Raw genomic sequence first — 21,346 nt, 5'->3', positions numbered from 1 at the left:
GATAGGACCATTTCGATCTATATATTGAACATTGGAAGTCGCTAATTGGATTTATGCAAATTGCTCATCATAAATGCGGTGATTTCCGGACGGTTCATTTAATCAATACATTGCCGAAGGGAATGACTTCCTTGAGAATACGTTTAAACAGCCCTTCGTCGTTAAGGTCCCGTTCCAGTCTGCTATTCTCACGTCCTGCCTGGAAGAGCACCGAGCCCTGTCCCGTCATTTTCCAGTGATAGTTCATATGCTGGCTGGCGAGATTGTTTCCATACACAGTGAGCTCCAAATGTGCATTTTCGGGATAAGCGATGATGCTGCCTGCATCCACGTATAGTGGAGCTGTAGGGTGCAGTTCCTGTTGGCAGACCTGACCTTGGGTCAGCAGTCCAATTTTGCCCTTGCCGGAGAACTTCATTTTGACCGCATCCTGAGTGATCAGCATGTTTTTGATTTTCTGGATTTTGGTATGCATGGTCACACCGTCCGAGTAAAAAAAGAGATGCCGAAAATCGTACAGCAAATCGCTGTTCTCGGTGAGTTCAACTTCCTTCATGGTAAATCCGGGAGGCAGGGCCGCCACAAATTGGCAAGGCCCGGTGATTTCCGATTTGATCAGCTTTTTTTTGCGAACCATGCCTGTGATGTTCATGAACTTGTCATTGCGGCTGCCGCTCGAGCCGCGAAAGGCAACGATTTGCTGTGGATGCAAAATATGAAGCCGGTCATCCTGGACCAGCGAGAAAGTAACCACTTGTCCAGCTCCGCCGGCTTCGGTGTTGTTCAGGTGTATGTGCATGTGCTTGCTCCTGTTCTTTTATACTCGGCCCGATCGACGACGCATTCCCCAACGCATTACACGAATCAGGACGAAATAGCCTAGTATGAGACAAATCACAGTGATAATCATCGTTTGGATGCGTTTCGTCGTGGCATTTTTGGCATCCTGATCTTGCTGCAGTTTGGTGACCATATCAGTCAGTTTCTGATTCTGTTCTATTAATTGCTCATTTTGGGCCTTGAATGCTTCCACATTAGCTTGGGCTTGTCCCAATTGAGCCGAAGTCTCATTAAGTTGGTTCAGCGTTTGTTGGTAGCTTTCCTGCAGGGCGTTCACTTCCCCGGGAAGCTCGGAGACGCGTTCCCACCCGCTGTATATGTCTGAAAATATATTGGCACTCGCTGCACTTACGGTTGATGTCAGAGAGACGGTGAATAAAATGCAAGTGGTGAATAACACCCGAATGTAATGACCCTTGATGGGTTTTGGCATCATTGGCACCTTCTTTCGGTGAGGATTGTTGTCTTCTGCCGAAATCGTCATTATTTGTTGAAATACGGCTCTTACATTATACGTCAAAACCGGCGTGTTGGGTTCAGGACATTGTATTTTTTCCAAGAGTAGTTACCTGTTTAATTCAGTGAGCAGCAGGGTAATATACGTTCAAGGCAGCACGCGGACAGTTTAACAATATATCATTACCCCGGTTCCGGGTGTTTGCCATTCACAATGACGAAAATTATAAAAATTACAATATATCCGATTTCAGAAGAAGATCGTGAACGAAGGAGAATAAATTTATGTATACGACAGAACAAACAACCCCAACCAAAACGATTATGATTACGGTAAACGGTGAGCCAATTGGACGTAAATTGATCATTGACAGCGTAACCTACGCGCCGGTGACAGAGCCGGAATGGACACCATCCACGACCGATTTGGGGATGAATCAATCTACCCTCTAAGTTGGGACTTGTCATAAATTTGTAGAAGAAAAGCTTGGCATAACGCCAGGCTTTTTCGTCGTTTATTGTCGTAATAAGGCGGATTTGGGGGCATAAAATTAATTTATTGGAAAAATGTCATACGAACATATGTTCCGTGACAATATAGTGTCCATTCACCCTGATAACTTATAAGATAATACACATAAATCGGGGGAGAGACTACCAGTGAACTCAGTCTTTGAAGTATGTTATTCGTGGAATAGAGAGGCCATACCGACAGGGGGGGCCGACCCCGTATATATGATGGTTGAATGGCGTTACGGGGCCCCTGCCAAAAGACTTAGGAAAGTAGCACCTAAAATTGTATCAAGAGACATGGAACTTTTGCTCAAACCGGAATTTGGAATTGAACTAAAAGGGATTTATGGTTGCCGATCCAAAGAGACGGACATCGGTTGGATTCTGCGGCTTGGCGACGTATACAAGGGGGAAAGTAAGCAGATTTTGCTCGAGTTTGCCATGGGCCCCCGTGTATCGGGAAAAGCAGCAATATGCTCTGCCTACTGGAGTACACGCAAGGTGAAGCAAAGTCAGAGAGTGCTGCTGCGCCGGGAACAATTATATATTCAATATACGAGTCATCTGGGGATGCTGAGACAGCCGGAAGATCCGAAGGTGGAGAAGACAATTAAATTAAGTGAGACCGTACCCTTGATCAAACAAGCCTTACGAGCTTATGAAAGAGGCCGTGCACAAGAGGGAAGCAACCTGCTTCGCAGGCATGCAGATGCTCTGTTAATAGAGGCGGCTCGCAAACAGGATCTGGATTATTACCAGGAGGCCGAGATTGTGGAAAAACTGCGCCACCATTATGGAATTACGTATGGTGCCTCACACAACAGCCACGGAAAAACCATGTTAGGAGAATAGGGACAAAGAACTATTGATGACGAAATGAAAATGGACGTTTCTACATAGAATTTAAAGGTGAAAATAAAGAATAGGTCGAATATACTATATATCATGATGAAAAATTGGATAGGGTTGTATCGAATTTTTTGAACACAAGTGGAGGGTCCGGCAAAATGACAGACCGACTGATCCGGTTAATGCGCATTATAACTCTTGTGCAGGCGAAACCGGGGATTCTTGCCCGTGAGCTAGCCGAGCGATGCGAGACAACGGAAAGGACGATATATCGCGACATGGAGGCCCTCAGCGCAATGCATATTCCGATCGCCAATATGGGGCACGGCAGAGGGTATAGGTTTATCAGCCACTTTGCCATGTATCCGTTAAATTGGACTGACGAAGAAGCTCAAGCTTTTGTTCATTTGGCGGAAGTTATGGATGATATCCGCCCTTTGCTGAAGCCTGCCTTTGAGAGCGCATATGAGAAAGTGGTTGCATCAAATCAGAAAAACAAAACGGAGCGGGTGGAATGGTCAGAGCAAATTAGCGGTTTATTCAAAATGGGGATGCTCGCATGGCAAAATGAAAACAGCGAACAGAGGGATAACTCACTGGTAACCCTGCTTCAAGCGGGCATTTCACAGAACACAATTGAAGCAGAACACCTCTCTCAGGACATGAAGAAGATCGTGCGACTTGATCCCTACTTTCTGATCCCTCGTGAGTACCGCTTCGATTTGTTGGCTTACTGTCATTTATCGGAGATGCTAAAAATCTTTGAAGTAGGGAATCTTCAGAAAGTTCGGATTTTGCCTCGTACATTCCGCAAAGATGACTTCCTCTTGCAATCCCATTTACGGACGATGGGCTCCAGCCAAGGGCAAGAGTGGACTGCCTTCAAGATTCGTTTCTCCCGTGATGCCGTTGAACATGTGATGAAGCAAAGATTTTTGGTGCGCCCCATTTTAACGCTGGAACCCGAAGGAACATTATTGCTTGAGACCATATTGAGTGACGATCAGGAATTCATGGGCTGGCTTGCCCAATATGGACCAGAGGCTGAGATCCTTGAGCCTGAGGCATACCGGAATATGATGAAGGAACGTCTGGAACGCTGGCAGCAATTATATCGCTGATTCCGGCGTAACAGGCGTTCCTTTTTGCGTCATGAAGCAGAAAATAACAGGTACATGCTATTCGTTGGTCTTGAACAGATGTGCCAGATTACCAAAAGGTGATTCCTTCACATCATCATCTGTGCTGCTGGAATAGACGACTTTGGATGTGACCCCTTCATCATCAGCGGCACAATTGGTTTCCAGACTGAAGCGGTCAAATTGATGCATGAATACTTTGGCGGTATTAATGGCATCGTCCAATGCACGATGCTGAGTACCGTCGAATTCAATTCCACATAATTCAAGTGCCTGAGCCAGGCCCAGCTGACGGAATTTGCCTTCCTTGCGAATGGTTCGCGACCACTGCTGCTGCAGGTCGTTGTGGTTTGTGATCCAGGCAACATCAAGTTGGTGTGTACGACAATGAGAAATCAATTTGCTGCGGTCATCCGGTCCCCAGGAACACATGTAATACACATCGTCCCCCATCCAGGCAACAAAGTTTTGCAATGCCTCTGGAAAAAGAGGAGCGGCATCAATATCTTTTTGCGTAATTCCCGTAAATTGAATGGTGTCAGTGGACAGGACGGATTTGTTGGAGGGACGAACGTATGTATGGAATGTGTCAGATACGTAAAGGCCGTCCTCTCCCTCTGTAACTTTTACCGCACCGATATCTATTATTTCAGAAGAGTAACGAGCATTACGGCTGACCGTGAATTCAAGATCATAGATAATATATGGCATAGGACAAGCTCCTTTATCTTTAATACATGTTCTATTTCTCTATATTACAGGGAAGCCTGCGGGATGTCAGCCTGTATTGTCATTCATTTTTACTGGAATACTCGTTATACGCAGGAGTTGACAATTTCCTGTAGATGCTCTAATGTGATCAAAAATGCTAACAGCGATTATCGAGGACATGATTACGTAAGCCGGCTTCATGCAGAGAGGGAACCGATCGGTGGAAGGTTTCTGTTGCTGCTTCGTAGTTCCCACCTCGCGAGCTGCGGAGGAGAATGCCATCGGGCTGCAACCACCGCCGGAAGGGCCCGTTATGCCCAAGAAGGACTGCGTGATCTCACATTGCATATATGTTGAACGGGACCGGTTTGTTCAGCATGCTCAGGGAAACTTGGGGCATATCGGCAAACTGTAATGCGCAGTTAAATAAGGGTGGTACCACGACACATTCGTCCCTTGACGGATGTGTCTTTTTGCTGTTTACAAGCGCTAGTTTGCAAAAAAAGATCAGGAAGATAAGGGGTGTGGAATGGATGCGTCAAAGTGAAATGCTTGTTCCAACATTACGTGAAGCACCAGCAGAGGCTGATGCAGCCGGGCATCGCTGGTTACTCCGCTCTGGCATGATTCGCCAGCTGGCAGCAGGGATATACAGTTATTTGCCTCTGGGGCGACGTGTGCTGCTCAATGTTGAACGGATCGTTCGCGAGGAGATGGACCGTGCCGGATGTCAGGAAGTACTGCTTCCTATTATGCAGCCTGCGGAACTATGGAAAGAATCCGGAAGGTACAATCAGTATGGACCTGAACTGATGCGTCTGCAGGATCGGCATGAGCGGGAGTTTGCCCTTGGACCGACTCACGAAGAAGTGGTGACTGCTCTTGCCCGCGATGAGGTGAATTCCTATCGAAAGCTGCCGTTCACATTGTATCAGATCGGCACCAAATTCAGGGATGAACGGCGTCCAAGATTTGGCTTGTTACGGGGACGGGAGTTTATCATGAAGGACGCATACTCTTTTGCTTCCGACTGGGAAGAGCTGGATCATACGTATCAGGCGATGAATAAGGCGTATTCACGGATTTTGGAGCGCTGTGGCCTGGAGTATATTCGTGTAGAGGCAGATGCAGGCACAATAGGCGGTCAGGGAGAAACGCATGAATTCATGGCACTGGCTGATGTGGGAGAAGATACGATTGTATCCTGTAGGGCTTGCGGATATGCTGCGAATCTGGAGAAGGCCGGATATCAGACCGCTGCAGTTGTAACACAGGATACGGAACAGATGAGCAAGGACGTTTCCGAGTCCGATAATGAATCCCAGATCAGTGCCTTGGACCAATCACCCGTTCCAATTCATACGCCTGCCATTCGTACCATTGCCGAGCTCAGTTCCTTTGTGGGTCAGGGACCGGAGCACATGATCAAAACGCTGCTCTATCAAGCGGATGGTCAACTGGTTGCTGCCCTTGTTCGCGGAGATCATGAAGTCAATGACATTGCACTGAAGCAGGTATTGGGAGTGGAGGAACTCATTCTGGCTGACGAAGAGGCTCTTGCAGGGTGTTCCGATCTGGCGGTAGGTTTCTTGGGTCCGATCGGTCTCCATTTGCCGATGGTGGTGGACGCTGATGTGGCTGCAATGGGGAGTGCCATTACGGGGGCAAATGAAGTGGATATGCACTATTCCGGTGTACGTCCGGGAATTGATTTTGTTCTGGAGAAAGTGGAACGAATCCGCTTTGCAGCTGAAGGAGATAGCTGTCCAGCATGTGCAGCGAAACTCGTGTTTACCAAAGGCATTGAAGTAGGCCACATCTTCAAACTGGGTACCAAATACAGCGATGCTATGGGAGCTTCCTTTCTGGATCGAAATGGCCGCCAGTGTGCACCCGTGATGGGCTGTTACGGTATTGGGGTCTCCCGTCTGATGGCTGCCATTGCCGAGCAGTATGCAGGAGATGACGGAATCAGGTGGCCAGCAGCCGTTGCACCTTATCAAATTCATCTGATCCCGGTCAGTTGGAAGGATGAGCAGCAGCGTCAGCTTGTCCTGGAACTTGAACAACAGTTATTGGATGCGGGATACACCGTGTTGACTGATGATCGGGATGAACGGCCTGGCGTAAAATTCAAGGATGCGGAATTGATTGGTCTGCCTGTTCAAATTCTGGTGGGTAGGGACGCTGCAGAGCGGCGTGTCGAATTAGGCTCCCATGCTCTTGCCCGCAAAGGTGAGACCAAGCGGATCAGCATGAGTGTAGAAGAGGCACTGAATCATGCAAAGGAAGTGCTCCAGCTCAGATAAAGTTTAATCCATTGATGGATCAGTATACTGCACAGTTACATCGTAAAGTGACGTATTATATAGGTTTATATAGGTCCGAATATTATGCGATAATGCTCATTTGACGTATTAAGCAGATGAAAGAAGGAAAAAAAGGTCTATAGACATATAAATCTGTAGAAGTGTCTGCATAATATCATACAAAATAACTAGTCATTACTATGGTGTATTCTGTCTATTATCAATTTAAAAAGTACACATCCGTGGAATGCGTTTAACCATGCAAACAAGTGCAGGTATGCAAATTAAAGTTGTTACATTTGTTTGTTTGGAATGCGGGAAAATCGCGTGATAGTGGCAATTATGCGCATATTTTCTATAGTCCGTGGTCAGGGACTCTGGAAGCGTGTGTACGATGAATTACGTTTACGGATTTATTTTTACGGCAAAGCCTTTCCCGGTTATATGTGCTTTTATAGCAAGTTAGCAACAATTCATTGTTGCTTCCGAAGACGAAGAAGAAAGGGTGCTCCTTCAGCCATGTTGGCTTGAGGAACACCCTTTTGTCGTTGCTGTTATGATCCCTCTTGGTCCTGTCGTAACGCGAAACAGATCACGTTGATTCGATCTTGCCTTAGCTTAAGAAGCAGCAGGCAGTTTCAGTTGTTGACCCGGATAAATCCAGTGAGGATTTTTGATGTTGTTCAATTTTTGCAGTGCTTGCCAGGTTGTGTTGTATTTTTTGGAGATGGAATACAGGGAGTCTCCGGATTTTACAACATATACTTTGGCTGGAGCGGGTTTGTTCGGTGTCGGTTTCGACGGTTTTTCTGGTTTTGGTGTTTCCGGTTTTGGCGTTTCTGGCTTCGGTGTAGTTGGAGCCGGTGTCTCTGCAGCTGGAGCTTCCGGTTCAACTGCAGGTGTTTTCGCTTCCTTGATTCGGCCATCTGTTTTGATATCTACAGCGCCAAGTTTTTGCATATATTCAATCAGCGCTTCGTCCATTGCACCGTACATGCCGGAAATGGTGTATTTGTTGAACATGGTGTACTCGTCACCACCAACAGCTGTAAAATCGTTGGTAGCCAGCGTATACGTTGCTTCTGGATCAAGGGCTTTGTCGCCGATCATTACGGAATGTACGCGGCTGCCTTTAGCAGCTGAAGAATCAATGCTGAACGTCATGCCGGATACTTGCGGGAATCCACCGCTTGGTTCCGGATAGGAGCCTACACCGTTTTCAAGGGCTGCCAGAACATCGGAGCCTTTTACATCAAGGGTTACAACCTGATTACCAAAAGGAAGTACAGTGATAATGTCGCCTTTGGTTACCGTACCTTCTTCAATGGAAGCACGGATACCGCCACCGTTTGTGAGCGCGATATCTGCGCTGCTGACGTCACGGAGGGCGTCTGCAAGCAGGTCACCCAGGTTCGTTTCACCGGCACGAACTTGTTCGCGTTGACCATCGAGCAGAATGGCAGTGTTTGCTACTTCTTCTTCGAGAATTGGCTCTTGTTCTTTCTGAATGGAATTTACGAGTGCTTCTACTTTTTCATTCGGTTTAATATCTTTTGCTTCTGTTTCATCAATGAGCGTAGCTTGTTTCTTCGTTACCTTGCCACCGTCTACCCACAGATCAATGACACCTACATAGTTGGTATATTCTCCTGCACTCGCGATCAATGTTCCGTTGTCGGATACGAGACCGTCCTGCAGGATGGTGTGGCTATGTCCGTCGATGAATACATCGATACCCGGAACTTCTTTTACAACTTTGAAGCTAGTGTCTGTACTGGAAGCATCTTGTCCAAGGTGGCCGAGTACAACCACAACATCTACTTTGCTGCGAATTTCGTTCACCAGCACTTTGGCTTCCGCAGTCGGGTCAGTAATATCCAGACCTTCAACATTTTTCGGATTCGTTTTGTACATCGTTTCAGGTGTAGTCAGTGCGATGATACCGATTTTGACACCGTCAACTTCTTTAATGAGATAGGGATCGAAGAGACGTGTTCCGTCTTTTTTCTTCACATTGGCACTGAGCATTGGAAAGTTCATCATGTCCGCAAGTTCGATGAGGTGCTCGGAGCCGTAGTTGAATTCGTGGTTACCCGGAACGATTGCCTGATAGCCCATTTCGTTCATGACTTTGACGATACTCTCCCCGTTCACGAGTGTTGCAAAGGTTGTGCCGTGCACAGCATCTCCTGCATCAAGCAAAAGGGTGTTGGGGTTCTCGCTGCGGTATTTGTCTGCAATCCCGGCCACTTTGGCATAGCCCATCGCAGGCGAAGCTTCGACTGCGCGTGCATGTGTGTCATTCGTATGTAGAATCGTAATGTGTTTACCTGTGCCCGGAGTCGTGTCCGTTGCAGCAGCCGCAATTCCTACACTGCCAAACAGTAAGCAAACCGTTAGCAGAAGTGAAACGTATGTCTTCCAGATTTTCATATGAATCTGTAACCTCCCCAAAATATGATCTGCTTGAGCTCGCACAGCTCAAATTGTATTTTAGCAGACTATGTTTCGGAAATCTCGTGATTTACGTAAAAATAGGTAACCTGAAAGTAACATCTAATCTGCCGGATGGGAAATAAAGTTCAAATTCCACAAGAAGGAAACATATGTTCTTATATAGAGTAAAAAAAATGCTGCGCTTCACGCGGCAGTCCTGTACGCAAACAGAATTTCTCCAGGGATTCATCCGGTTCCGGCTTGACCCCTGAGGTCAGTAATTGAATGGCAAAGCGATTGGCCTGTCTTTCCAGCTTGCCGGGAGCAAAATAGGAGTGCTCTTCCAAAAAGAATCGGTTGATGCCTTTGTGCAATCGGTCGTGTCCAAGTTCATGAGCACATACAAACCGCTGCCATTCCGGCGGCAATTCACTGTGAATGACAATAAACCTGCGACGGAGCTTGCGGAAATACAACCCTTTGGTGGACTTGCCCAGATTGGTGAAACGGATCTGTATTCCAACGGCTCTGGCAATGCTGAAGGGGCAGTTTGTCCGATGTTTGCGAATCAGCTTTGTTACAATGTCATCCATATCATCTCACCTGCTGCTTCATTTTGATCAGCTTGCTCTGCCTCATGGGCGCTTGTCCGGTTCATCTGTTTTCTTGCGCTTGTTCATCTGCTTGGCTTCCCAGAACAGACCTGTCAGCACATCCTTGATTCGTTTTTTGTCCTCATCATCCAGTGGAATTCCGTCAAACATCAGGTCATCCTCGTCCTCCAGCATTTTCTTGAAATCGCGGCGGTCCTTGTAGGTCGCCCATTCCGGAATATCCTGAGGCTCGTTTACTGCGCTTGCTGCTTCAATGTATCCAGCCTGTTTCATCATGTCGGCATAGGAAACGGAGAGGGCTTCTGCCAATTTGCGGATCGTGGCGGGTTTCGGAACACCGCGGACTCCATTTTCAATGCGTGAAATTTGTGAGTTGCTGATTCCTGCTGCTTCGGCGAGCTGATTGATGCTATAGCTCTGCTGTTCCCGCAGTTGTTTCAGATAAGGGCCAAAAGCGTGCTCCACAATTCATGCCAACTCCTTCAATTTGTATAAGTGTATTTCATTAGATACTAAGAAACCCTCAATGCTGCGTTAACACTCTATAATCTGCTGGTACCCGTTCCGGATACGGATCGTTCTTCCAATCGCCGTTATCCCCAGATTTCCTTGATCCCTTGTTGAAGGGAGAAATCCGGTGATAAATGCGAACGCTATCGCTTTTTCAGAATCGATTCCGTCTCCTCCACTACTTTAGCGCTTATAAGGACAATTCTTGTTCGCATTAACATTCAAGTACTTTCTTAATATTAAAAATGGAATTCACTTATACGAGGATCTGTAATTATCTGTACTATAACGTATATATACCATTAGGTAAAGGGAATTGAAACATTTATGCCAAAAGGCATAGGAAATGAGAGTGAGGGTTTTATTTTATCGTCAAAATGACCCGAAATGAAGGTTTACTCCAATCTCCAATAAGTGGTATCCTCAAATAGAAATACGAACAAAATACGAACACAACATTAAAATGAAACAATCTGTATGTACTGGAGACCGGAATCTTCATGGTTATTAGCCCTTCGGAAGTGATTCCAAAAGGCAACAAAAGAAACCTGGACAATGGCCGTTACTATTTTAGCAAAATGCACAACCCTAATAAAAGAAGAGATGTTTAAGGAAACCAACCCTTAAGGAGGAGAACGAATATGGAATTATTGCTGCCTGAACTGGATCGACGCAAAACACAAACTGCCGTGGAAGCAGCTTTAGAAAAATACCGGATTTACAAGACGATTGCATTTGAAGAACGCGAGGTGATGGTCACGGCAAGTTATACGGAGCGTTTCCATGGTCCCACCAACGTCACTGGGGATTCAACTGCCAGAACGGCGATCTACAATGTCGATGTACAGCGTGCACGTCAGGCGTATTGCGATACGATTGATTTTATCGTGTCTCGTCTCAGTGAGAAGGAACGGGTGCTGGTTTGTGAACGGTACCTGAAAGATGATGATGTGTTTGATTACAAAGTGTACAACCATGTATTTGATCCGCCTGTGAGCAAGGATACGTATACCAAAATCAGAACCCGTGCTTTCTATAAAATGGCGCTTGCCTTATCCGACCGGGGACTGATCAATGTGGAGCCATTGTCTGTATCCCGAAAGAGTCGTCAGAAACTTGGTTAAGACGCGTGCAAGTTCATCCTTTAAACTCCAACAATGATTGTATACAATAATTGAACAACAACAAGCGCAATCAAAGGAGAGGAATCTGCATGTCGCATGAAGCCGGAATGCAGGAAATGTACACGCTGAAGACCATTGCGGAGACGCTGAATACGTCCAATGACCTGAGTCCGATGCTGGATACAGTGGTAGGCAAGCTGCTGGAGCTGACCGGATTAACGACAGGCTGGGTGTTTCTGATTGGTGGGCGTGGAGACTATTCCTGCGTTTCTGACCATAACCTGCCGCCAGCCCTGCTGCATGAAGAGAAGGAGCCTATGCGCTGTGGTACATGCTGGTGCGTAAACCGTTTCTGGGATGGGAGACTCAATAATGCCGTCAATATCATAAACTGCAAACGGCTTGAGGAGGCGACAGAGCATCAGTGGGGAGATACCCATAACATCACCCATCATGCAACGGTTCCGCTGCGATCAGGCGACAAGATGATGGGACTGCTGAATGTTGCCGCACCAGGGAAGGAGCATTTCAGCGACAGTGAGCTGGCGCTGCTGCAGGCCGTAGCCTATCAGATCGGCAGTGCCATGGAACGGATGCGATTGTACAGTGCGGAGCAGAGACGAGCGGACCTGTATGCCAGGCTGGGGGAGTTCAGCAGATCGCTGGGCCTGAACATGAACGAGTGCAGCAATGCTGACGACATGGCCAGAACGGTTGTGAAACTGCTTGTGCAGCACTTCGATTGGCCTTTTGTCGCACTGTTAGCTCAAAAGAATGGAACGTTATCCGTACAGGCTGCGCATGCCAATCGCATGGAGGAGACGAAAACATTCTGCGAGATTCCTCCAGAGGTGGGACGGCGGCTGCATCGTGTGATTGATTCTCATCGCGCTGCGCAATTATCATCAGCAGAGATTGGGGAGTTGGCTGCACTTTGTGATACACCGCTCCCCGTATCCGTGATACCTGCGGGCCTCGCCGCTGCCATTCCATTAAGTCCTCCTGGGGAAACGGCTGTACTGGTTGTGGGGCTCGGATCGGCGAGTGATCTCCTTCAGGCAGACCGGGAGGTCATGGATGCACTGGCAGAACATATTACAGGTTCCTGGGAAAGTCTGAGACTGGTGGATAAGCGCCGGGAGTTAACCCGTCTGGAGGAACGAAACCGGCTCGCTCGGGATCTGCATGATTCTGTAAACCAAATGTTGTTCTCTCTCTCGTTGACCGCCAAGGGAGCGGAGCGCATGTTATCCGGTTCAGCGGAGCTGCATCCGGCAGCTGAAGCCATGAGAGATATCCGTTCGTTATCCCAGGAGGCGTTGAAGGAAATGCGTGCCTTAATCATGCAGCTTCGCCCGGCGGGACTGGAATCCGGTCTGCTGAGTGCACTGCAAGAATATGGTACAGGGCAGGGTTTGCAGGTCATTGTAAACCGAACGGGTATGTGTACCTTGCCTCGCAGTATTGAAGAGGGACTCTGGCGAATTGGACAGGAAGCCCTGAACAATGTGCGCAAACATGCGGGAGTAACCGCAGCAGATATTACCCTCCACTTAACCGATACCGAAGCGGTACTGGTGGTTGCGGATCGGGGAAAAGGTGGAGCCAAAAGGCGGCAAGCCCTTCCTGCCAGCTCGCTGGGTCTGTCCATTATGAGAGAGCGTGCCCAATCGCTGGGAGGCAGGCTCGAACTCGCAAGTTCATCCCGTAAGGGAACATCGGTAACGGTAGTAATTCCACTCCCGTCCGAATTGGGTTAAAGTCAGGGGGAAAAGACATGCCGATTACGATTTTACTGGCGGATGATCATGCCATGGTGAGACGCGGACTGCACGTATTTTTGTCCACGCAGACGGATATGAAAGTGGTGGGCGAAGCCTCCAACGGGCAGGAGGCGCTTGAGCAGGCGGAAAAGCTGCAACCTGATGTGGTGCTGATGGATCTGCATATGCCTGTGCTGGATGGGATTGAGACTGCCAGACGCCTGCGCACTCTTTTGCCTGGAATCCGTATTATTGTACTAACGTCGTTTGCCGATCAGGATCATGTTATTCCTGCCGTACGGGCTGGGGTAAAAGGGTATCTGATGAAGGATATTGAACCGGAGGATCTTGCCGTTGCTATAAGGAACGTGTATGCAGGGCAGGCCCAACTTCATCCTGTCGCGGCCGGGCAGTTGATGCATGTGATGGCATCATCTGATGTGTCGCTGCAAGAACAGCAAGTTGTAAGTGCGGATCCATCAGCAAATGGGAAAATTCAGGAACCGCAGAAGCTTAAGCAGACTTTACAAATGAACGGGACATCGCCAGGTCCGGATATGCTGACGCGCCGTGAACAAGAGGTATTGGGCCTTATCGCACGGGGATTGAGCAACAAAGAAATTGCGGTGCAGCTCGTAATTACGGAGAAAACCGTAAAGACACATGTCAGTCATTTACTCGACAAATTGGGACTGGCTGATCGTACTCAAGCAGCCATTCATGCCGTAAAAAACGGCTGGGTCTGACCCGTTCGGGCTCCATTCTCAGCCTAAAGTCGTAGAAACTCAACCGAAAGGTTGAGTTTTTTTGTGCAGCAAGTTAAGTCTATCTGCTGACGAATTGGAAGATAAAGCAAGGTAAGATAAGAACAGAAGAAATGAAGGTTGATGATGGAATACCTCACAAAAACAAGAAGGAGTGTGGCATAGATGAAGATTATCATATTGGCAGGCAGCAACCGCAAGAACGCAACCAGTACGCGTTTAGGAGAATATGCGGTGGAGGTCATCCGCAGTCAGGGACATGAAGCCAGCCTGTTTGATCTGTACCAAACACCGGTTCCATTCTACGCACCGGATGAAAAGCAGGCGGATAATGACAATCTAGCAGAGCTGAACTCGCGCATGCTCGCGGCGGATGCCATTATTTTATCCACACCAGAGTATCACGGCAGCATCAGCGGAGTGCTCAAAAATGCGCTGGATCACCTGAGCCAGGCTCACTTTAGCGGTAAACCGGTGTTGTCCATCAGCTCTGCGGGGGGAGCGGTAGGGGTGAGTTCCCTTTTACAGCTGCAAGCCATCGTTCGCAATCTGCATGGTATTAATGCACAGGAGTGGATATCCATTGGTGGTGCACAGCGCAGACGTTTCGAGGCTACCTTTGACGGATACGAGGAGTATGAAGGCAGCCAGGACATTGAGGATCGAATTCAGCGGGTAATCGGTTCATTCCTGAGTCTGGCTCAGACATTAACAACTGCGCGGAACTCATCCGGAAGCTGAGCATCATTCATTTTTTAAGCTAATGAAGTAGAAATAGAGAGAGAAAAGAGGTCATCCACTTGATAAAAGGCATATTTGAAACGCATTTGAACGTGACGGATTTGGAGAAATCGCATCATTTCTATGAACAGATTGTTGGATTGCCACATGCCTATGGGCAGAAGGAACGCGGAAACTCATTTTACTGGATCGGTGGAAAAGGCAACGCCATGCTGGGATTATGGCAAAAGGACCCCGCGCAGGTGCAGCGGCAGCATTTTGCTTTTCACGTATCACTGGAGGACATGAAGCACGCTGTCACGTATCTGGAGGATAAAGGGATCGAGACACACAACTTCCTTAATGATGATATTGGGGAGCTGTACGTATTTGGCTGGATGCCGGCTGTGTCGGTGTATTTCACCGATCCGGATGGTCATTCCCTTGAATTCATATCCATGCTTCCGGATGAAGCGAAGCCGGAGCTGGGGATGGTGCCATGGAGTCAATGGGAGAATATGCACGGACGGGCGTGATTGAGCAGGAGGTAGTCAGATGATATTTGAAGAAGTGAAGCTGTACACCGCTCGTTTGGCAGAGACCAAACATTTCTATAAAGAAACGCTCGGCATGAATGTGGTTACTGAATCCGATTATTCATTCACCTTGCAGATCGGTTGGACGAACATGATATTTGTTCACAGCGAAATGGAACAAGACCCCTTTTACCACGTTGCCTGGATGATCCCGACGAACCGTTTTCAGGAGGCCAAAGCCTGGGCAGCGGCACGTGTAGAGCTCAGCACGCAGGAGGGGCAGGACGAGACCTATTCTGAGAACTGGAATTCCCATTCCCTCTATTTCGAAGATCCGGCAGGCAACATTCTGGAACTGATCGCTCATCACAGTGCGCATAACGAGAGTGACCGTCCTTTCACGGCGAATGATCTATTGCATGTATGTGAGGTGGGGCTTGTATCAGAGGATGTATTGTCCACGGTAGGAGAATTGGAGCAAATGGGACTGAAGCGGTGGGGAGCGATCAGCAATACCTTTGCCCCGGTAGGGGACGTAAACGGTTTGTTTATCGTGGTGAAGAAGGAAAGGGTTTGGTTCTTTTCGGAACAAAAGGCGCAGATCTTTCCACTGGAAGTTGTCATTCAAGGTGTCGGCAGGCTGCAGATTGGGTAAATGATTGAATCTGGAAGCGAAACGGGCATATATGCACGATTTGATTCATTTTATAGAAGTAAACACAATGTAAACATGATGTGATGAAGTTCATTTTCGGTGAAGGAGTGATGACGTTATGGATCGACGTTTGTTGGAAGAGGGCCTGATGGTCATCGTTTCGAGTCGGGAGCGTACAGGTGATCTGTGGCATGCCCATTACGGAGCAGGAGCGATAGCAGCCTATTTCTGGGTTCGGGAAAATCGTCTGTCTGCCCTCGCGGCGGGCAGTGTTACCGCAGAAGCGAAAGCGATGCTTCGCAAACACGGAAGTGATCAGCGGCAAGATTCCTCAAGTGGTGAAATGCTCGAAAGGGAAGAAGCCGAGGCGCGGATCACGGAAGCGCTGGATCGTACAATCGGCGAACTTCACTGGGTTGGACACCAGGCGATCTATGGCGCTCTCACCCTGAAGTCTATCCGTGAACTGGATGGCTGGGGAACAGAGCAGGATATTGAACGGATGGTTGAACTGATCGATTCGTTTGAGAAGACCATCCCGGGAAGATCGTGGCTGAACACAACGGTTAAGGAGATCCGCAGTCTGCAGATTGATGAGACAGATGAATTTCCTAATATCGAGGGACCAGAGCAGCTGTCCCGGTTGATTCTGGATGAGCTTGGGGCCTTCCCGGCCATCTATCAGGCAGAAGCTCATCATGATCTGATTGGCCATATGCTGACCTATGGACATGCGCTCAACATATTGCACGAGCTGGGCTATCCGGCACTGTTCCACAAAGGAATACCACCGTTCCTGACGATGGTGAAAGCCCTGCGCTTGAGCCGGGAAGCAGTCGGTGAGAACGGACAGTGGACATTGCAATCTCCGGTAGATGTGCTGCCATTGGTTCCTGCCGAACGCTCGGTGGCTCTACCGCATGAACTGGAATACTGGCATACCGACCGTCGCTCCCGCGATTGGAACGAAGGCCATGTATTCAAATTTCCGTTCAGCTTCTATCATCATGCGAGAAACGGGAACTCGTTCCCGGAGAGCTGGGAAAACTTCCGGTATATTATTGCATAAAACCCATATATCAAGAAGAGCATTGCCCAAGCGGGGCAGTGCTCTTCTTTTAGTTTATGAACGAGGCTATACTTCAAAAATAAAAAGGAGCAAAAATACGCTGGAAACCAGTAAGAATAGCGGTTTGTTGGAACGTTTATGGGCAGCCCAGACACCCCAGGAACTCATAAGCGCAATGCTTTCCCAGAACACCAATAATGGAACGCCTTCGGGTGACAATGGAAAGGACAGCTCTGGAAGCCCGGAGTTTCCGGATCCCATAAGAACAGGGGTCATATATACGGGAATGAGGGAGAGGACCATATAGAGCAGGGTTTGCAGCCAGAAGAAATAGATCTTTAAAACGCGCAGCAGAATGACTGCAAGCAGGAAAAACAGTACAACGACGGAGGCGAATGTTGCAGCAGTCCATCCAAGGAGTACTTCTGTCACAACGTCCGTTTCTTTATAGAAGATGTACATCGTCACGGCATACATGACAGGTCCTGACAAGTAACTGGGTATGGCTATCCACAAATAAAACCAATCCGATTTTTTCATGAGATCCATCCTTTATACGGGTCTAATGTATATGTATTAAAACGTAATATATGAGGAGAACGTTTGATGACTACATAGCGAACACATGGAACCGACTTTTAACCTCCCGGAAGACGGCGACAATCAGGCGTAAACCGTACGGATTACCGTCAGCGCAAGCGAAAAAAGGGTGTAAGATTGTATTATCGGATTAGCAGCAAGGAACACATGCCGATAGCACTTACGCTAATGTACAGCCGGCCTGGAGGCCGGTTTTTTGACGCGGTGATGGTGTGCCTGCTCTAATCGGGTACTTATGTAAGACTGAATTTAATAACAGGAGGTTACATGATATGAAAACCGTATTGTATGTTCCACTGGATGATCGGCCGGCTAACTTGGATGACGTCATTGTTCAAGGGAAGGCAGCAGGCATCCATATCGTTACGCCGAACCTGGGTGACATTCAAAACCGTCTCGATTCGGAAAAAACAACTGAAGGCACAACGCTGCTTGGCACGTCTGCACCTACGTATGGCATTCCGAGTAACATTTACACCTTTATTCTGAAGCATGCTGCCCAAGTCGATGGATTCATTATTTCATCCGATATGCTGGCCTATGGCGGCCTGATTGGCAGTCGTCAGCTTCGGGAGGACGGTGGAGGCACCTATCCGGAATATGACGAGGAAACGACTCGGTTGCTAAATGTGATCCAAGTGATCAAGGAGAAATATCCGCGTAAACCGGTGTATGTCATGGATACGGTTATGCGGTTAGCAACCACCTCATTTGCAGACGGTCTTGCGCTCGATGCCTACAACGAGTCCCGTGCACTCATGCAGCAGCCGCGTCAAACGTATACCGAATTTGAAGACATTATTAACGGCTACAACCTGTCTCCGGATGGAGCGGAGTATGGCGAAACAACTTATTTCAATAAAGAGCAATATTACAATACCAGACAGCATAAATTCAAAACGAACCTGTACATTCTGGATCAGCTTGCCCGCAAAGGGTACATTGATTTCCTGGCTGTAGGGGTGGACGATGCCAATACACAGGGGGTTCAGATTAATGAAATTAACTATGTAGAGGCACGCATTAACGAATGGCTGGGGGGGACTGACGGACAAAATCCTGAACGGGCGATCATCCTACCGGATGCGGACGGCCTGGGTCACGCTCTTGTTGCACGGATGGCAAATCAGCTGCTGCGAGGCGGCACGAAAACACGTTACGCTGTGAATTATTACGGTCCCCACGGCTCCACCATTATTAATACCTATGAATATATGGATGTGCATGAGAATGTCGCTCGTCACATTGATATTGTTGGCGGTGTGCTGGTGGCGGATGCCGCTTATCCAGGAGATGATGAGGAAACTACTTCGTTTGACATGTCCTCCGAACTGAATCGCATGACAAGCCGACCTGCAGGGAAGCCGGATAAACAGCAGGGTGTGGATATCGAGATTATTGCGATTACGGCACTGGATCAAGTCCAAGCGGCAGTTGAACGGCTCACAAGTATTAGCGAGCAAGGATTGCCAGCGGTGCTGATTGATTTTGTCGGAAAAGGACCTGCCAATGTGGATGTCGCGGAAGCTCTGCTAAACAGTCCGTATACCGGCCGAGTTCTGGGTTACAGCGCATGGAATACACCGGGGAACAAAATTGGCCTTGCCGTGGGCATGGGACAATCAAGATATGCTTTTGTCACGACAGATGGTCGTGCTTCTGCTCTTCGCGATGCGGTGAATGCACATGGATCCTTGCTGTTTAAACGTTTCCTGAAAGATTACTACTACAAAGCAGTCGCGATTGCAGATATCCGCACGTATTCCAGAGCTCATGCTCTCTATACCAATGTGGCTACCCTTGCAGACCAAAATATGGTGCTCTTCAACTCCGAGGAAGACTATGCTCACCTGCAAACCTTGCTTCGGGATCTGATGCAGACTTACACCGCTGGGCTTGCCAACAAAACGGCCTTTGCTCCAGATAATGTAGCGATCAAACAAATCCGCGATTGCGATGTGTCGTATGCGAAATACTGCAATGCAGCACTCGAATATACCAATCCGGATTTCATCTGGGGACGTGCATTTGAGATTACCTTGAATCCGCAGGTTACCCTGAAATAATAATGTGAACCTATACACTTTACACACTGGATCACTACGATTGCAGAACCGTCTTCCGATCACTGTTATCCCCAGCTTTTTGTGATTCCCTTCTCTAAAGGGAAAAATCCGGTGATAAACGTGACCGCTCCGCTTCTCCAAACTGGTCCTGCACTCTTGGTTCTCGTGTAAATGTTTACTTCATCTTATATAATGTGAAACTTGGACTCGTCTTTTTTCCACCCAAGACACGCCTTAAACCACGCGGAAGTCATACGATTCACCATCCGCGCTAGGGAGAAAAGGGTGTAAGATTGTATTATCGGATCAATCGCAAACGGACACACACCGAAAGCACATACGCTAATGTACAGACCGGCCAGGGGCCGGTCTTTTTGATACGGTGAATCGTGTCCGGCATTGATTTCGATATTCACTCAGTCCATAAAGGGGGAGTCCTTTGCTGCCGTATTGAAAGTTAAATTCAAGATGTACACCGTTACGGAGATAGCAGAAAAAACCTAAAGAAGCGAAGCTAAAAGCTTTTTGAAAAAAAGCTACTTCGGAAGCATATGCTTCGCCTTTATCACCGGATTTCACCTTTGTAAAAGGGAACCAAAGAAATCTGGGGATAAGAGCGATCGGAAGGTTGTTCTGCTAGCGGAGTTTAAGAGTGTAGTATTTTTTTATTTAACTTATTGGCTGCATAATGCGAGCAGATGACAAACTTGCAGCTGAAGGGGGCGAAATGAATGTGTCTATGAAAAGTGAGACGAGCATTACAACTACAGGGACAAGTCAAATGAGTGTGGCTGTCAGACAGACATTGAAGCAAAAGCTTGCGACACTTGTTCCGGCATGGAATGGCCGGGTGCTGGATGTACTTTCACAGGGTGAGCTTCTGACAGGACCTTGTGCAGTGGTTGCTTTTGCCGAAGAAGTACCGAAGTCTGCCTGGGCGGGATATCGACGGATTATTAAAATTTCCCCATATGTACGCCCGGAAGATGGAGGAGCAGAACAACTGGAAACGTGGTCTGCGGAGCTGGTGAAAGGACTGCATCAGGTGCGGCTGGAGGATGAGGAGGGTGCAGCTTTTACGTGCATCTATTTTGGCTCATCCGACTGCGACCGGCTGGACGCCGGATCAGGAATGATGACGCGAAGTCTGCGGTTCGGGGTGTATGTTCCTGAATCTATTGAGGACAATGCTTCTCTAACTACGCAGGATCCTTGGATGGCTGCGCTCCAAAACTGGACACGGACAGAGCTTGGCTCCGAATGGTCTGTGTATGGCGATGTTTGGCCGGGAGGTTACGAGAAGCAGTCTGTGCTGTGGCGATTGACGGGATGCAGTTCAACTGCGGCGGGTACTTCGGCCCTGGAGATTCGAAAGCAGTGGACTGGACACGTCGTTACTGCAGATGCGGGGGCGACCCGGCATGCGGTCACACGTCTGGTTGAACAACTGGCTGTGCAGACCCGAATTGCTATGGCGGATACAGACGAAACAAGGTACCTGACGGTGGATGAAGTTTCAGCCGATTTGCAGGCAGATGCCTACCTGAATGGGCAGATTCGTCTGACGCTGCAGCAGCGTATTCGTCGACCGGGCACGGATGTGCCGCTGATCCGCGAGATTCATCACAGCAAGGGAATGGAGTAATTATTAGTGGCAAGGAATCGTGACATG

General features: G+C 48.1%; 20 protein-coding genes. 13 read left to right on the top strand and 7 right to left on the bottom strand.

The features are described 5' to 3' along the window. Positions 1–94: 94 nt before the first annotated feature. Both AB3N00_RS12335 and AB3N00_RS12330 read right to left on the bottom strand, forming a co-directional pair. Positions 95–799 carry an AIM24 family protein gene (locus tag AB3N00_RS12335; protein WP_175398121.1) on the bottom strand — a complete coding sequence of 235 codons (705 nt, stop codon included), beginning with the start codon at positions 797–799 and terminating at the stop codon, positions 95–97. An 18-nt stretch (positions 800–817) separates the two neighbouring features. Next, positions 818–1,273 (bottom strand): hypothetical protein, encoded by a 456-nt coding sequence (locus tag AB3N00_RS12330; protein ID WP_413034772.1) that lies wholly within the window; start codon positions 1,271–1,273, stop codon positions 818–820. Between the two features lie 308 nt (positions 1,274–1,581). Here AB3N00_RS12330 and AB3N00_RS12325 point away from each other — a divergent pair, with 308 nt between their 5' ends. From AB3N00_RS12325 to AB3N00_RS12315, 3 genes are all read left to right on the top strand, one after another. Then, positions 1,582–1,749 carry a hypothetical protein gene (locus tag AB3N00_RS12325; protein WP_413034771.1) on the top strand — a complete coding sequence of 56 codons (168 nt, stop codon included), beginning with the start codon at positions 1,582–1,584 and terminating at the stop codon, positions 1,747–1,749. Positions 1,750–1,956: 207 nt separating this feature from the next. After that, complete coding sequence (locus AB3N00_RS12320) at positions 1,957–2,661, top strand: hypothetical protein (protein ID WP_413034770.1); 705 nt, start codon at positions 1,957–1,959, stop codon at positions 2,659–2,661. 155 nt (positions 2,662–2,816) lie between these two features. Then, positions 2,817–3,779 (top strand): helix-turn-helix transcriptional regulator, encoded by a 963-nt coding sequence (locus AB3N00_RS12315; protein ID WP_413034769.1) that lies wholly within the window; start codon positions 2,817–2,819, stop codon positions 3,777–3,779. 57 nt (positions 3,780–3,836) lie between these two features. Here AB3N00_RS12315 and AB3N00_RS12310 read toward each other — a convergent pair whose 3' ends face one another. Next, the gene (locus AB3N00_RS12310; protein ID WP_413034768.1) at positions 3,837–4,508 is read right to left on the bottom strand and encodes an exonuclease domain-containing protein; all 672 of its coding nucleotides are present in this window, start codon (positions 4,506–4,508) and stop codon (positions 3,837–3,839) included. A gap of 533 nt (positions 4,509–5,041) precedes the next feature. On the opposite strand from AB3N00_RS12310, the gene AB3N00_RS12305 reads away from it, so the two are divergent. Continuing rightward, positions 5,042–6,817, top strand: coding sequence for a proline--tRNA ligase (locus tag AB3N00_RS12305; protein WP_413034767.1), 1,776 nt, complete (start codon positions 5,042–5,044; stop codon positions 6,815–6,817). A 618-nt stretch (positions 6,818–7,435) separates the two neighbouring features. Here AB3N00_RS12305 and AB3N00_RS12300 read toward each other — a convergent pair. From AB3N00_RS12300 to AB3N00_RS12290, 3 genes are all read right to left on the bottom strand, one after another. Then, positions 7,436–9,250, bottom strand: coding sequence for a 5'-nucleotidase C-terminal domain-containing protein (locus AB3N00_RS12300; protein WP_413034766.1), 1,815 nt, complete (start codon positions 9,248–9,250; stop codon positions 7,436–7,438). Between the two features lie 179 nt (positions 9,251–9,429). Beyond that, positions 9,430–9,846, bottom strand: coding sequence for an ImmA/IrrE family metallo-endopeptidase (locus AB3N00_RS12295; protein WP_175398129.1), 417 nt, complete (start codon positions 9,844–9,846; stop codon positions 9,430–9,432). 42 nt (positions 9,847–9,888) lie between these two features. After that, a complete protein-coding gene (locus AB3N00_RS12290; RefSeq protein WP_413035262.1) occupies positions 9,889–10,335 on the bottom strand; it encodes a helix-turn-helix domain-containing protein in 447 nt (148 codons plus the stop codon). A gap of 683 nt (positions 10,336–11,018) precedes the next feature. Here AB3N00_RS12290 and AB3N00_RS12285 point away from each other — a divergent pair. The 7 genes from AB3N00_RS12285 (at position 11,019) to AB3N00_RS12255 (ending at position 17,008) form a co-directional block, all read left to right on the top strand. Continuing rightward, a complete protein-coding gene (locus AB3N00_RS12285) occupies positions 11,019–11,501 on the top strand; it encodes an ArpU family phage packaging/lysis transcriptional regulator (RefSeq protein WP_175398130.1) in 483 nt (160 codons plus the stop codon). Between the two features lie 89 nt (positions 11,502–11,590). Next, the gene (locus AB3N00_RS12280; protein WP_413034765.1) at positions 11,591–13,261 is read left to right on the top strand and encodes a GAF domain-containing sensor histidine kinase; all 1,671 of its coding nucleotides are present in this window, start codon (positions 11,591–11,593) and stop codon (positions 13,259–13,261) included. A 17-nt stretch (positions 13,262–13,278) separates the two neighbouring features. Beyond that, positions 13,279–14,010 carry a response regulator gene (locus AB3N00_RS12275; RefSeq protein ID WP_413034764.1) on the top strand — a complete coding sequence of 244 codons (732 nt, stop codon included), beginning with the start codon at positions 13,279–13,281 and terminating at the stop codon, positions 14,008–14,010. Between the two features lie 183 nt (positions 14,011–14,193). After that, a complete protein-coding gene (locus tag AB3N00_RS12270) occupies positions 14,194–14,769 on the top strand; it encodes an NADPH-dependent FMN reductase (RefSeq protein WP_413034763.1) in 576 nt (191 codons plus the stop codon). A 59-nt stretch (positions 14,770–14,828) separates the two neighbouring features. Further along, entirely contained in the window at positions 14,829–15,284 is a 456-nt protein-coding gene (locus AB3N00_RS12265) for a VOC family protein (protein WP_413034762.1), read from the top strand. Positions 15,285–15,303: 19 nt separating this feature from the next. Then, on the top strand, positions 15,304–15,939 hold the full coding sequence (locus tag AB3N00_RS12260; RefSeq protein ID WP_413034761.1) for a VOC family protein: 636 nt from the start codon (positions 15,304–15,306) through the stop codon (positions 15,937–15,939). Between the two features lie 118 nt (positions 15,940–16,057). Further along, a complete protein-coding gene (locus AB3N00_RS12255) occupies positions 16,058–17,008 on the top strand; it encodes a hypothetical protein (RefSeq protein ID WP_413034760.1) in 951 nt (316 codons plus the stop codon). Positions 17,009–17,074: 66 nt separating this feature from the next. Here the strand turns inward: AB3N00_RS12255 and AB3N00_RS12250 are convergent, their stop codons facing one another. Beyond that, positions 17,075–17,548: a hypothetical protein gene (locus tag AB3N00_RS12250; protein WP_413034759.1), complete on the bottom strand. Its 474-nt coding sequence runs from the start codon at positions 17,546–17,548 to the stop codon at positions 17,075–17,077. 332 nt (positions 17,549–17,880) lie between these two features. Here AB3N00_RS12250 and AB3N00_RS12245 point away from each other — a divergent pair, with 332 nt between their 5' ends. Then, on the top strand, positions 17,881–19,674 hold the full coding sequence (locus AB3N00_RS12245; RefSeq protein ID WP_413034758.1) for a DUF4127 family protein: 1,794 nt from the start codon (positions 17,881–17,883) through the stop codon (positions 19,672–19,674). A gap of 733 nt (positions 19,675–20,407) precedes the next feature. Beyond that, positions 20,408–21,319 carry a hypothetical protein gene (locus AB3N00_RS12240; protein ID WP_413034757.1) on the top strand — a complete coding sequence of 304 codons (912 nt, stop codon included), beginning with the start codon at positions 20,408–20,410 and terminating at the stop codon, positions 21,317–21,319. The last annotated feature ends 27 nt before the right edge of the window (positions 21,320–21,346 follow it).

It is taken from the genome of Paenibacillus xylanilyticus (assembly GCF_047246825.1).
Taxonomy (GTDB): Bacteria; Bacillota; Bacilli; order Paenibacillales; family Paenibacillaceae; genus Paenibacillus; species Paenibacillus xylanilyticus_B.
Note: the sequence above shows the minus strand (reverse complement) of the source record. Positions and strands in the feature narration are given on the sequence as shown.

Excerpts from the sequence above, each read along its gene's own strand:
- AB3N00_RS12255 (WP_413034760.1), top strand. The coding sequence starts at position 16,058 with ATGGATCGACGTTTGTTGGAAGAGGGCCTGATGGTCATCGTTTCGAGT.
- AB3N00_RS12305 (WP_413034767.1), top strand. The coding sequence starts at position 5,042 with ATGCGTCAAAGTGAAATGCTTGTTCCAACATTACGTGAAGCACCAGCA.
- AB3N00_RS12310 (WP_413034768.1), bottom strand. The coding sequence starts at position 4,508 with ATGCCATATATTATCTATGATCTTGAATTCACGGTCAGCCGTAATGCT.
- AB3N00_RS12325 (WP_413034771.1), top strand. The coding sequence starts at position 1,582 with ATGTATACGACAGAACAAACAACCCCAACCAAAACGATTATGATTACG.
- AB3N00_RS12315 (WP_413034769.1), top strand. The coding sequence starts at position 2,817 with ATGACAGACCGACTGATCCGGTTAATGCGCATTATAACTCTTGTGCAG.
- AB3N00_RS12335 (WP_175398121.1), bottom strand. The coding sequence starts at position 799 with ATGCACATACACCTGAACAACACCGAAGCCGGCGGAGCTGGACAAGTG.
- AB3N00_RS12330 (WP_413034772.1), bottom strand. The coding sequence starts at position 1,273 with ATGCCAAAACCCATCAAGGGTCATTACATTCGGGTGTTATTCACCACT.
- AB3N00_RS12260 (WP_413034761.1), top strand. The coding sequence starts at position 15,304 with ATGATATTTGAAGAAGTGAAGCTGTACACCGCTCGTTTGGCAGAGACC.
- AB3N00_RS12275 (WP_413034764.1), top strand. The coding sequence starts at position 13,279 with ATGCCGATTACGATTTTACTGGCGGATGATCATGCCATGGTGAGACGC.
- AB3N00_RS12245 (WP_413034758.1), top strand. The coding sequence starts at position 17,881 with ATGAAAACCGTATTGTATGTTCCACTGGATGATCGGCCGGCTAACTTG.
- AB3N00_RS12295 (WP_175398129.1), bottom strand. The coding sequence starts at position 9,846 with ATGGATGACATTGTAACAAAGCTGATTCGCAAACATCGGACAAACTGC.
- AB3N00_RS12250 (WP_413034759.1), bottom strand. The coding sequence starts at position 17,548 with ATGAAAAAATCGGATTGGTTTTATTTGTGGATAGCCATACCCAGTTAC.
- AB3N00_RS12285 (WP_175398130.1), top strand. The coding sequence starts at position 11,019 with ATGGAATTATTGCTGCCTGAACTGGATCGACGCAAAACACAAACTGCC.
- AB3N00_RS12300 (WP_413034766.1), bottom strand. The coding sequence starts at position 9,250 with ATGAAAATCTGGAAGACATACGTTTCACTTCTGCTAACGGTTTGCTTA.
- AB3N00_RS12270 (WP_413034763.1), top strand. The coding sequence starts at position 14,194 with ATGAAGATTATCATATTGGCAGGCAGCAACCGCAAGAACGCAACCAGT.
- AB3N00_RS12280 (WP_413034765.1), top strand. The coding sequence starts at position 11,591 with ATGTCGCATGAAGCCGGAATGCAGGAAATGTACACGCTGAAGACCATT.